Source organism: Rhizobium pantanalense, from assembly GCF_030182525.1.
Taxonomy (GTDB): domain Bacteria; phylum Pseudomonadota; class Alphaproteobacteria; order Rhizobiales; family Rhizobiaceae; genus Rhizobium.
Map to the genome: position 1 here is coordinate 342270 of NZ_JAQJCH010000002.1, position 12006 is coordinate 354275.

Here is a 12006-nt window from a genome sequence, read left to right on the forward strand (position 1 = left end):
CGATTGTTCGATGCAGTCAGATGTGCCAGTCTGTCGTGTGGGCGGATTGCGTCGAGGCGGCAAGCTGGGCGCTGTGATCGTCCAGGGAATAGGCCTTGATATAGTCGATCTTCATCTCCGACCCATTCGGGAGACCGTCCGTCGGAGTGCCCGCCACGCCGCCGACGGCGAGGTCGACCAGCATATACATCGGTCCGTGCATATCGGCCGGCGTATCGGCATGGGCAACGGCAACGTCGTCGAAATACCAGACGATCTGATCCTTGTCCCAAAGCACGCCATAATTGTGAAAGCCATCGGTGCTTGGCACTTCCACCGGAATAGAGGTCTTCGTGTGTTCGCCGGTGGCATTCGAATGAACCGTCACATTGACCGTGGTCGGGTTTTGTCCGCGCATTTCCACCACATCGAGTTCCGGTGGCCAGGAACCATCCTCCGGCAGCAGCCAGAAGGCAGGCCAGACGCCCTGGTTATGCGGCATCTCCGCCCGCATTTCGAAATAGCCGTAGGTCTGCGAGAAGGTGGAATGAGTGGTCAGAATGCCTGATGTATAATCATGGTTCTCGACGATCGATTTCAATGCATCCGGCGTCTGCTTTGCCGTGATCGTCAGAACGCCGTCGGAGACGGAAAACGGGTTTACTGAGGCAGTCGGCGCATAAGAAGGATTGATGTACCACTGCAGTTCGTCATTCAGGCTGCTGCCCTTGTCCGGCGCCCAGGAATATTTCGCATCCCAGGTGCCCTGCGTTCCCTCATGCAGCGAGAGCGTGTTGAAATCATCCGAAAAGGTCTGCGTCAGCGATGATCTGTCAAGCCCAAGCTGAAACTGGTCTTCATGCAGGTCGGAAATGGTCTTGTTGGCGAAGACCAAGCTTTCGCCATTGCCCAGATCGAGTCGGACATTGGCGCCTTCCTGCGTGGAATGGCTGACAACCTGATCGAACGACGTCAGGCCATATTGATTGAGCCTGACCTTGTCGTCATCGCTGAAATCGGTGATGAGATCGCTGCCGTTGCCCTTGCTGATGACGAAGGTGTCGGCCCCGCCGCCGCCTGTCAGCACGTCGTTGCCGGCACCGCCATCGATGGTCTGGCTGCCGCTGCCGCCGGTGATGATGTTGTCGGCGTCATTGCCATAGGCATGACGGTTGTTGCCGGTGACCGTGAGATTTTCGAAATTTTCCGGCAGCGTATAATCCATCCAGGTATTGATGGTATCGACGCCGGCATTGGGCGCCTCATAGGCATGATTGATGCTGGAATAGAGATAGTAGATATCGTCGCCGGTGCCGCCCATCATCGTCACATTGACGGAGGCGTCACCCCACATGGAGTCGTTGCCGGCGGTGCCGTAAAGCACCGGGCCAGAGCCGGTGGCGGAAAAGAAGCCTGTCGACGTGTCGCTATAGTAAAGTGGCTGTCCAAGGGCATTCAAAACTGAATTGGGCATGAGAATCCTCTTCCTTTGTGCCGGACGACCTCCTCCATCGAGCTAATATTTCTCCTCGCTCATATGCATCAAATAGCGTGCATTGTTTTTCTGCCCACCCCCGACGGCAAGTTTTTTCGCCAAGCTGTCCAAAAGTGCTGGTTGGAGCATTCGCGCTCATGGCTATGAGGCCGGGACGCAGTGATTCACCGCGTCCCCAAAGCCAGAATTTAGAGCGCGGCCTTTACCTTGGCAGCGGCATCTGGGCTTACCCATGCCGTCCAGATGTCTTCATGGTTCTTCAGGAAGTATCGGGCGGTGTCTTCGTTGGTGCCCTGATTGTCCGTCTGCCAGGCAAGAATGCTGTTGACGAGATCGTTCGTCCATTTCCGTTTCTTCAGATAGTCCATCGCGACGCCGGCGTGATCGGCAAACTTCTTGGTGACGACGGTGTAGACTTCCGAGACGGGATAGGAATTGACCTTTGGATTGGCGCAATCCATGATCGAGGTGCATGCGTCCCATTCGGCCTTGTCGTGGGGTACGCCGAAGGAAAGGCGCACCATTGGATACTTACCGAGGATAGCGGTCGGCGACCAATAATAGCCAAGCCAGCCCGTCTTCTTTTCGAAGGCATTGGCGATCGTGCCGTCGAGAGCGGCGGCAGAGCCGGTCTCGACGATTTCAAAGCCCTTCTTCTCGCCGTCGAGCGCCTGGAAGAGATTGCCGAGCGACGCCTGACACTGCCAGCCGGGCGGGCAATTGTAGATGACGCCCTTTTTCGGATCGTCCGGCGCGGGGAAAAATTCCGGGTGTTCCAGCGCCTGCTGGACGGTCTTGATATCAGGATGGGCGTCGGCCAGGAACTTCGGAATCCACCAGCCATCCTGGCCGCCATCGGAAAGAATGCCGGCAGCGATGACCAACCGTCCCTCGGAAACGGCCTGATCGAGCGGCGTGCGCACCGCATTGATCCAGAGTTCCGGAGCGATGTCCGGCTGGCCCTTCTCGTTCATCGAAGTAAATGTTGGCAGCGTGTCGCCCGTGAGGAGTTCGACCGAGCAGCCATAGCCTTCCTGGAGGATGATCTTGTCTACATTTGCCGCAACGCCGGCCGATGCCCAGTTCATTTCGGCGATGGAGACCGAACCGCAATCGGCATGCGCGGCACCGGCAAAGGTATAAAGTGCTGCAGCGAAGACGGCGGCAGCAATAAGCTTCTTCATGTAAGACCTCCAGGTCCTGATGTTGCTGTTGTCGAAGGATGTCGCGGGTGAAGCCGTCGATCTTTTCCTTCGCTCTTACGATGCCCCGGCAGCGCAACGGCCACGCAGGGGCAAATCCGGACAGTCAAAGCCGTCCGGGCGCGTCCGGATTACTGCCACATCAATCCCGATGCCATGTGTTGGCCGGATGAAGTTTGAAGCTTTCCCACAGGAAATGAACCGATGCTACCGGCGTCATCAGCGCCTTATGCCCAATGTGGAAGCTGGAGATCCGTTTGATCGCTGCCGAACGGACCTGCGCGCGAGCTGCGGAGGGAACGGGCAGTTCCGTTGGCGACCACGATGATATCGAAGGCTTCAGCTTTCTTTCGGCCCTCCACAGTGATGCTCTTCTGGGTAGAACGCTTTCCGACTTTGCAGCTATTGCCTTCAAGGCGTTCGAGGATACATCGCAGCATGTTGAAGCAATCAGGAGTTTCATATGCGGAAGATCATTCTGATCGGTATCGTGGCATGCGGATTTGCCGCGCCAAGCTATGCACAGGTATCAAACGACCAACTGGAATTGGCGTATAATTCGGCACGCAATCAACTTGGCGTGCTGAAATATTGCCAGAATGCAGGCCACATCGATGGAGCCGCTGTCGAGACTCAAGCGAAAATGCTCGCTCTCATACCGGCGCCTTCGGATACGGCGAAGGGCGATGCGGCCGAGCAAGAAGGCGAAAAAGGCAAGATCTCCGCCATGGGCGTGAATCAGGATCTTGCAGCCATTACGAAAGCGCAGAACGTGACCGAAAAGCAGTTTTGCGAAACCATCGCAAATGCGGTGAAGCAGGCTGGCGCGCAACTTCCAAAATGAAATGCCAAACTGCGACGGTGCGAGCCGTCGCAGTTTGGCACGTGCAGTATCCTCTTGGCATCTGCATCGCTTCGAGCTGCCTGAGAGTTTGCTTGAAATCATTCCAACGCCAATGAACGAGCCACGGGTCAGGTTGCTGCCGACGGTCTCAGCGATCTTGAAACGGATTTCCGCCTGTCTTCGCATAAACGCATCACAATGCCTTTAGTCTAGTATTCTTATAGACAATTATCGTGCCGTTCAGTCTGAGCGATGTCGAGTGGCCTCTTGGCCGCATGATCGATGTCGTGGCAGCCAAAATAGGGACGGGATATGAGAAAAACGCATTCAAGCGAGAAGACTATCAGGCGAAGCAAGATCCGCATTGCCCTGGCATTTTCTTTTGTGACGATGATGGGCACTGTCGCAAATGCCGCATCCGACACGGCAAAGCCGGTCGATGGGGGCACTCTCAACGTCGGGCTGGCCACGGATGCCTCCATTATCGACCCGTCGATCACGGGCAACTCGGTCACGGCGTTGATTACCCGCAATATCGTCGACTCGCTTGTCGGGCAGGCCGAAGACAACAAGTTCACGCCGTGGCTGGCAGAAAGCTGGGACATTAACGGCGACAATACCGTCTATACTTTCCATCTGCGTCAGGGCGTGACATTCAGCGATGGCACCCCGCTCGACGCAGCCGCGGTCAAATACAATTTCGATCGCATTCTCGATCCGAAGACGACATCGAGCTACGCCAAGTCGCTGCTCGGACCGATCGACAAGATCGAGGCGCCGGATAGCCGTACGGTTGTGATCCGCTATCGCCAATCCTTTGCTCCCTTGCTGCAGGGATTGAGCCTTCCCTATCTCGGTATCCAGTCTCCGACCTATCTTCAGAAAGCGCAGAGCACGACGAATACGGTCATCGGATCGGGTCCCTACGTGCTCGACAATTTCACCAAGGGCAGCGGCAGCAAGCTGAGCCGCCGTGCGGATTACAATTGGGGTCCCGGCTATGCCGCGCATAAAGGGCCGGCCCATTTCGATCAGATCGTCTTCAAATATCTGCCGGAGGCTTCCGTGCGTCTCGGTGCGCTGGCAAGCGGTCAGCTGCAGGCGATCGACGCGGTGCCGCCGGCAAATTATCGCTCCGTTCAGGGTAACGGCAAGCTGCAGGTGGTGACGCGGGAAAACCCAGGCGTCAATAGCGCCTATTTCCTGAACACCTCGAAGGGACCGTTTCAGGATTTGAAGGTGCGGCAGGCTTTCCAGAGCGCGGTCAATGGACCCGCAGCGGTCAAGGCCGCCTTCTTCGGAACCCTGAAGCCGGCCGACAATATCCTCGGCCCCTCGACGCTCTATTATGACCACGATATTTCCAGCTCATGGAGCTTCGATCTGGCAAAGGCCAACCGGCTGCTTGATGAGGCGGGCTGGTCGCAGAAAGACGCCGATGGTATCCGCAAGAAGGACGGCGGCCGGCTGACCCTGCATTATGTCTACGACAGCACCTCGCTCGCCGCGACGGAAGTGACCTTGGCGCAGGCCGTTCAATATCAGGTGCGGCAGGCCGGTTTCGATTTGCAGCTTGATCCAGTCGATTCCGGTGGCTGGACCGCTCGCGCCAATGCCAATGATTACGATCTCGTGTCCTTCTACTATGTGCGTGCGGAGCCTGATATCCTGCGCACGGTATTCCATTCGGCCTATATTCCTCCAGCCGGTCAGAATGCGTCTCGCGTTAAAAGCCTCGATGAAAAGCTGACGAAAGCGGTCGGGGCTTCCGATCCCGAGCGTAAGAAACTCTATGCCGAGATACAGAAGGAAGTGATAGAGCAGGCTTATGCCGTCCCACTTTTCGTGGCCGCCTATCAGCTCGGCGCCTCGAAGAGCCTGCATGGCATTTCCTGGGCCACCAATGCGAAGCCGAATTTCTACGATGCCTGGCTGGGCCGCTAAGCTCTTCCAAACCGCTGTGCGGCGGACCGGGGTGATCGTTGCCGTGCTTTGGGGTGCGGCAACGATTGCCTTTATCGCTGTAAAGCTCATTCCCGGCGATCCCGTCGCGATCCTGGCTGGCGGGGAGAACGTCGTCGATGAGGCAGAACGGGCCGCATTGGTGCATCAATATGGCCTCGATCAGCCGCTTGCGCTGCAATATGCGCATTATATTGGCAAGGCTTTAAGTGGCGATTTCGGACAAAGCTATCAGTACAGGCAGCCTGTTTTAGAGGTGATCTATGAGGCGGCTGGGCCGACATTGCAGCTCGCCGGGAGCGCGATCGTGCTTGCTCTCCTTCTGGCGATCAGCGTGGCTCTCGCGACAGCCGGTCGTCGTAGAAGCCTGACGCTGCTGTCCTCGGGGATAGAGCTGATCCTTCTGAGCACGCCCGTCTATTGGATCGGCATCGTCCTGTTGACGGTCTTCAGCTTCAATCTCGAATGGTTTCCGGTCACAGGCAATGATGGGCCATCGGCACTTGTGCTGCCTGCGATTGCCTTGAGCCTGCCGCTCGCCGCACTCTTAAGCCAAGTATTGCGTGACGGCCTGGAAGAGGCGCTCTCCCAGCCGTTTTCGCTGACGGTCCGGACACGCGGCGTAGGCGAGACGGTCCTACGTATCAGGCATGGTTTGCGGCACGCCGCACTGGCGGCCTCGACCCTTACCGGTACTCTGCTCGCCACCACCCTCGGCGGCTCGATCCTGACCGAGTCGGTGTTCGGCCGTTCGGGAATCGGGCAGATCACGCTTCAGGCGATCAAGACCCGCGACATGCCGTTGATCCTCGGTCTGGTGATGCTGTCTGCCTTTGTCTTCGTCATCGTCAATCTGCTGGTCGATGCGCTCTACCTTTTGATCGATCCACGTCTACGGAGGATAGGCCTTTGAGCGATGTCGTGCTGGCAGAACGCGGGCAGCAGCGCCGCATCACGCGCAGACGCCCGGTCTGGCTGTCTTTCGGACTGCTTGTTCCCTTCGCCTTTGTCGTCCTTCTTTGTGTTGCGGTCTGGGCGCCACAATGGCTCTCTACGCTCGATCCCGAGGCAGTCGATCCGAATGCGATCTTGCTGCCGCCTGATGGGCAACATTGGTTTGGAACGGACGAACTGGGGCGGGATCTGTTTTCACGCGTCGTTTACGGAACCTCGCAGTCCCTGACGATCGGCATCGGGGCGACCCTGATTGCCAGCCTCGGCGGTATCGTATTGGGGACGACGGCAGCGCTGGCTCCGAGGCCGATCGGCCGGCTTCTCTTGCGCATCATCGATATCCTGCTTGCCTTTCCGGAAATGCTGCTTGCGCTGCTGGTGATCGCAGTTCTCGGCCGCGGGCCTGGCAACACGCTGTTGGCAGTCGGGCTTGCCAGCATCGCCGGCTATGCCCGGCTGATCCGCTCGCAGGTGCTTCACATCAGGCTGTCGGGCTATGTCGAACATGCTGTGGCACTTGGCGAGCATCCGTGGACGATCATCAGCCGGCATATCGTCCCCAATGCCATCCGGCCGCTTCTCATCCTTGCGACGGTTGGTGTAGGGAGTTCGGTACTGTCCGCTTCGGCCTTGAGCTTCCTTGGCCTGGGCGTCGTGCCTCCGGCGGCTGAATGGGGTGCGCTCCTCGCCAATGGCCGCAATTTTCTCGATATCGCGCCCTGGACCAGCCTGTTGCCGGCGACGGTGGTTGCGCTTTCCGTCATTTCGATCACGCTTTTGGGCCGCCGACTGCAAACCCTCCTCGCAACGGGAGATCTGCGATGAATATTCAGTCCGGCGTGCAAAACTTTCAGACCGCCGATTCAGAGCTGCCGCAGCTGCTTGCAGTCAAAGGATTGAATGTGGCCTTTCAGACCCCGCAGGGCCGCGTGGATGCGGTTCGCGACCTGTCGTTACAAATCGCGCCTGGCGAGATCCTCGCATTGGTTGGCGAATCCGGCTCCGGAAAGTCTGTAACGGCCCGGGCGATTGTCGGTCTCGCTGGATCGCGCTCCGTGGTAAAAGCCGACAGGATGGAACTGAGCGCGCATGATGGCCGGCCGCTCGACCTCCTCGATCTGTCGGAAAAAGCCTGGCGCCATGTGCGCGGTCGCGAAATCGGTTTCATTCTTCAGGATGCGCTCGTATCGCTCGATCCCTTGAGGACAGTCGGTCGTGAAATAGCCGAGCCCATCCTCACGCATCGACTGGCACCACGCTCGCTCGTATCGCAACATGTCGTGGAATTGCTGGAACGCGTCGGTGTTCCCGAGCCGGATTTACGGATGGGGCAATATGCGCATCAATTGTCCGGCGGATTACGGCAAAGGGCATTGATTGCCTCCGCACTTGCCGGCCAGCCGCGCTTGCTCGTCGCCGACGAACCGACGACGGCGCTGGATGTCAGCGTCCAGAAAAGAGTGCTCGCCATCTTCAAGGAGCTGGCCGCTGCCGGCCATGGCATCCTCCTGATCACGCATGATCTCTCCGTTGCCGCCCAGCTCGCCGATCGGGTCGCCGTGATGCAAAAGGGCCAGCTAATGGAAACAGGCCCGGCACGCAGCGTCCTGTCAGATCCACAACATGACTACACCCGGCAGCTCCTGGCAGCCGTACCGACAGCGGCCAATCGCGGCCGTCGCCTCAGTGCAGCGAATACGCCCTTGCCGCTCCGGAAGCCCGTTTGCTCCGCCGAGCGTCTGCTGGAGATACGCAACGTATCGATGAGCTTCAGGCACGCTGACGGCAGTCTTCTGCGCGCTGTCAGCGACGTATCGCTTCATATCGGCGGCGGCGAAACGCTGGGTGTGGTCGGTGAATCCGGTTCGGGCAAGACCACGCTCGGCAAGATTGCGCTGGCGCTGCAGCAGCCGGATGCGGGAGAGGTGCTGTATGAGGGGCGACCGTGGAGCGCGCTTTCCGAACGCATCCGCCGCCCCCTCAGAGCCGGAATACAGACCATCAGCCAGGACCCGCTGAGCTCCTTCAATCCGCGCTTCACCGTCGAGCGCATCATTGAGCAGCCTCTGCTGCTTCAAGGGGGTCTCGGTAGATCGGAGCGCCGCGAGAAGGTCATCGGTCTGCTGGCTCTGGTTGGTTTGCCACCGGATTTGGTCGCCCGGAGGCCGACCGCGCTTTCCGGTGGCCAGCGCCAGCGCGTATCGATCGCCCAGGCTCTTGCGGCCGCGCCGAAGCTTCTGATTTGTGACGAGCCGGTTTCGGCACTCGACGTCACGACACAAGCCCAGGTTCTGGATCTATTGGTCGATCTACAGGCAAGGCTCGGCCTGTCGATGATGTTCATTTCGCATGATCTGGGGGTGATCCAGCATATCAGCCATCGGATCGTCGTCATGAAGCAGGGAGCGATCGTCGAGGCTGGGTCCGTCGAAGAGGTCTTCGAACGGCCTCGTCATGCCTATACGCGCGAACTTATTGCATCCGTGCCGAGGTTTTCGCGCTAAAAGGCCTGATCGTAGCGTGGTCGGCCTCATTCCTTACGCCTCCTGCCGCCGGTAAAATAGCCGGTTCCGGCCTAATTGCTGTCGGCGCGTCACCCTTGAGAAGCATCACACCGTCAAACTGCTGGGTATCAGCTTCATAATATCTGCCAGAACGGACCGGAGCCGAGGCTGCTGACGTTGCCGCCGGGATCGTTGGCGACCAGCGTTTCGCCGGAAAAGCCGCCGCCGCTGATCTTGCTGTCACCGGGGCGGCGAGAGAAATTGTCGGTGCAGTCTTTCTGGGAGCCGTCATTCAATTGACCGACCAGCCTCGCTCTATTCGTGAGCGGCTTGTGCAATATCATTCAAACCTATTTTGTCTGTAATTGTTATTTTCAATATAAGTGAAATTGAAGTAAAGATTAATAATACAAATTGAAACAGATATTTTTAAATCATAAATTCTATGTATACTCTACAAAAATACATGGCGAAGGCTGACGGAGGTTATGGTAATTGAACATGATGAAAATGTAATTCTTATCGCTATATAAATTATATGATGCAATGGCATAAAATTAACGCTATTGTTATCGTAACCTCGCGTTTTGAGGACCGAGAGGTAAGGTGGGGCGCATAATGTTGCGGGGAGCAGAGATGAATGGGATGGCGTTGTCCGCGCCCATACGGCGTGCCGATAGGCATTTGCCCATATGGGCAAATCGACCGAGCGGACGATTGTGATGGTTGGGCGGACTACCATCGCCGCCGGCTCAAGCACATTGCAGGAGCGTTACGGCGACTGGACGCTTACCATCGTCAATCAGGGAACTGCCGATCAAGCGCGGCCGCATTATGCGATTTCCTATACGCTGTATGATCTGCAGACAAACGCGCCTGTGCTTTCGATCGAACTTACTCCCGACGGCGGGAGCCTAAGGGGTATACTGGCCTTGCCGCTGGGGCTGCATCTGCGGAGCGGGCGGCTGCCGCGGGGTGACGAAGCTGCTTTGGGTCTGGCTCAGCCGTTCGGTGCGGCTTCTTCGCGCGGCTGTCCGGTCGAGCTGAAGCTCGATGCAGCCATGATTGCCAACCTGCGGCGACGGCGTAGCCTCCGCGTGATGCTGGCGGCGACCGACACGGGTCGTGACAAGAGCTACGTCATTTCGCTCAATGGGTTTGCCGAGGCTCTCAGCCGGGCGCTCTCCATTGTCGATCCTTATGCCGCAAGAGCCGACATCAGATCGGGCTTGACCCTTCAGTAGCAGGTTGGATTTCGGGCAGGGTTGCCCGTGCGATTGGCCGTGCCGCCAACCGCACGATTTCCTTCGCTCCGGCAGTATGCTCGAATTCCGATGTCAAATTTCCCGACTGATGCTTGCAAGCAATGTCCGGCGCGCCTCGCTCAGATGTGCCGTGCAGGTCTGGCTAATTTTCCTTTGGTCTCTTGAGAGAATCGCATCGATGTAAGCCAGATGCTGGTACACGGCCGCTTCGTTGCGAATGCGCTCGTCTTTCTTGTTCCATTGATAATGGTAGAAGAAAATCAGCGAGATGACGTGGTAGAATTCGGTGACGAAGCGATTGCTGGAAGCGCTGTTGATCAGGCGATGCAGTTGCTCGTCGAGAAGCGAGAACCGATGATAATCGGTCTCGATCGTCTCCAGCAGCGCAAGGTGTTCGGTGCGCAGCCTGCGTAGCTCGTTCCAGCTCGGGTCGCTGTCATCGAGTTCCGCAAAGCGCATGACGGACCGCATTTCGAAAATTTCGCGGATATCGGAAAGCTCGTTGGCGAATTCCAGCGTCATGCCGCGGAAGACCCATTTGCCGCCGGCTTCGCGCTCCATCAGGCCAAAATGCCGGAAGCTCTGCAGAAACTCGCGGATCGTCGTCGTGGACACGCCAAATTGCCGCGCGAGCTGAAGCGCATTGATTGCCTGGCCCGGACCGCTATCGGATTGGAGTATCCAGGTCAGGAAGGCGCGCTCGACGATCAATGTCGGCGGGATAGTCTCTGCTTCAGCATAGAGCTCGGATGGCTCTGCCTGCCGCAGCACTATCCTGTCCCTGGATAGAAGGCCGCCCTCCATCGCGGCCGCCAGGCACTTGCGGACTGTCGTTCTGCTGGTCCCGAGGGTTCGGCCGATCTCGCGTTCCGAGCCAAGAGGGTGGCCATGACCGACCGATTGTATGTGGCGCAGGAATTCGTTGAACTGCCGTTTGAAGAGGTTTTCAGAACGCATGCCGATTTGGTTTCGTTGGTTTTTTAAACAAAAAATACCACTTTAAATCGCTCGCCTCAACCGTGTAGATTCCGCCTCAGGCTAGGGAGGATAGCTCGGGAATGAGATCAGCACATCTCGTTGCTCATTGGCGCTGCCGGGAAGATGGCGTCGCATGAGCTACACTTTTGATTTCGAGGGCCTGCTTCCTTATTGGGACCAGTTTGCGGAAGGCGTCTGGCTGACGATTCAGCTTTCGGTGGCGGCAACTATCGTGGGGTTTGTGCTGGGTACATTCTGTGCGATCGCACGGACCAGCGGCTCGGCGACGCTGAAGACAGTCGTCGGCGCCTATGTCGACGTCATTCGCAACACGCCGCTGCTGGTGCAACTATTCATCATCTATTTCGGCATCGCCACGCTTGGCTTGCGCATTCCGGCCAATATCGCTGCGACCATCGCGCTCGTCGTCAACATCGGCGCCTATGTCTGCGAGATCATGCGTGCCGGCATTGAGGCGGTTCCGAAGGCTCAGATCGAGGCGGCCGAATGTCTCGGGCTTTCGCCTGCGCAAACCTACTGGCATGTCATTCTCCAGCCGGCGGTCGAGCGGGTCTATCCAGCGCTGGTCAGCCAGTTCGTGCTGCTCATGCTCGCGTCGTCGATCACGTCACAGATTTCAGCGGAGGAGTTGACGGCAGTCGCCAACCGTATCCAGTCCGACACCTTCCTGTCCTTCGAGACCTACATCGTCGTCGGTGCTCTCTATCTGGCGCTGTCCTTCCTCATGCGGTGGGCGCTTCTTGGAGTAGGTTTCATGGTTTTCAAACGCCAGCGCAAGCTCGGCACGGCCCTGTGAGGAGGA

At 57.9% G+C, this 12006-nt stretch carries 11 protein-coding genes; 7 read left to right on the forward strand and 4 right to left on the reverse strand.

All coding sequences use genetic code 11. The features are described 5' to 3' along the window. Positions 1 to 16: 16 nt before the first annotated feature. Positions 17 to 1453: an endo-1,3-1,4-beta-glycanase EglC gene (gene eglC, locus PH558_RS07650; RefSeq protein ID WP_095436879.1), complete on the reverse strand. Its 1437-nt coding sequence runs from the start codon at positions 1451 to 1453 to the stop codon at positions 17 to 19. A gap of 209 nt (positions 1454 to 1662) precedes the next feature. Next, on the reverse strand, positions 1663 to 2658 hold the full coding sequence (locus tag PH558_RS07655) for an ABC transporter substrate-binding protein (RefSeq protein WP_285203159.1): 996 nt from the start codon (positions 2656 to 2658) through the stop codon (positions 1663 to 1665). A 481-nt stretch (positions 2659 to 3139) separates the two neighbouring features. On the opposite strand from PH558_RS07655, the gene PH558_RS07660 reads away from it, so the two are divergent. From PH558_RS07660 to PH558_RS07680, 5 genes are all read left to right on the forward strand, one after another. Further along, the gene (locus PH558_RS07660) at positions 3140 to 3520 is read left to right on the forward strand and encodes a pore-forming ESAT-6 family protein (protein WP_095436876.1); all 381 of its coding nucleotides are present in this window, start codon (positions 3140 to 3142) and stop codon (positions 3518 to 3520) included. 312 nt (positions 3521 to 3832) lie between these two features. Further along, entirely contained in the window at positions 3833 to 5464 is a 1632-nt protein-coding gene (locus PH558_RS07665; RefSeq protein ID WP_285203162.1) for an ABC transporter substrate-binding protein, read from the forward strand. Further along, on the forward strand, positions 5445 to 6395 hold the full coding sequence (locus tag PH558_RS07670; protein WP_113407584.1) for an ABC transporter permease: 951 nt from the start codon (positions 5445 to 5447) through the stop codon (positions 6393 to 6395). The genes PH558_RS07665 and PH558_RS07670 overlap by 20 nt, the downstream gene beginning before the upstream one ends. Beyond that, on the forward strand, positions 6392 to 7261 hold the full coding sequence (locus PH558_RS07675; protein WP_285203163.1) for an ABC transporter permease: 870 nt from the start codon (positions 6392 to 6394) through the stop codon (positions 7259 to 7261). Before PH558_RS07670 ends, PH558_RS07675 begins: the two co-directional genes overlap by 4 nt. Then, positions 7258 to 8940 (forward strand): dipeptide ABC transporter ATP-binding protein, encoded by a 1683-nt coding sequence (locus PH558_RS07680; protein ID WP_285203164.1) that lies wholly within the window; start codon positions 7258 to 7260, stop codon positions 8938 to 8940. The genes PH558_RS07675 and PH558_RS07680 overlap by 4 nt, the downstream gene beginning before the upstream one ends. 134 nt (positions 8941 to 9074) lie before the next feature. Here PH558_RS07680 and PH558_RS07685 read toward each other — a convergent pair whose 3' ends face one another. Then, positions 9075 to 9284 (reverse strand): hypothetical protein, encoded by a 210-nt coding sequence (locus tag PH558_RS07685; RefSeq protein WP_285203166.1) that lies wholly within the window; start codon positions 9282 to 9284, stop codon positions 9075 to 9077. Between the two features lie 378 nt (positions 9285 to 9662). Between PH558_RS07685 and PH558_RS07690 the strand changes: the two genes are divergently transcribed. Then, positions 9663 to 10184, forward strand: a complete 522-nt coding sequence (locus PH558_RS07690; protein ID WP_113407587.1) for an invasion associated locus B family protein — start codon at positions 9663 to 9665, stop codon at positions 10182 to 10184. A 93-nt stretch (positions 10185 to 10277) separates the two neighbouring features. Here the strand turns inward: PH558_RS07690 and PH558_RS07695 are convergent, their stop codons facing one another. Next, positions 10278 to 11162 (reverse strand): GntR family transcriptional regulator, encoded by an 885-nt coding sequence (locus PH558_RS07695; protein WP_285203171.1) that lies wholly within the window; start codon positions 11160 to 11162, stop codon positions 10278 to 10280. Positions 11163 to 11316: 154 nt separating this feature from the next. Here PH558_RS07695 and PH558_RS07700 point away from each other — a divergent pair, with 154 nt between their 5' ends. Continuing rightward, a complete protein-coding gene (locus tag PH558_RS07700) occupies positions 11317 to 12000 on the forward strand; it encodes an amino acid ABC transporter permease (protein WP_095436868.1) in 684 nt (227 codons plus the stop codon). Positions 12001 to 12006: the final 6 nt, after the last annotated feature.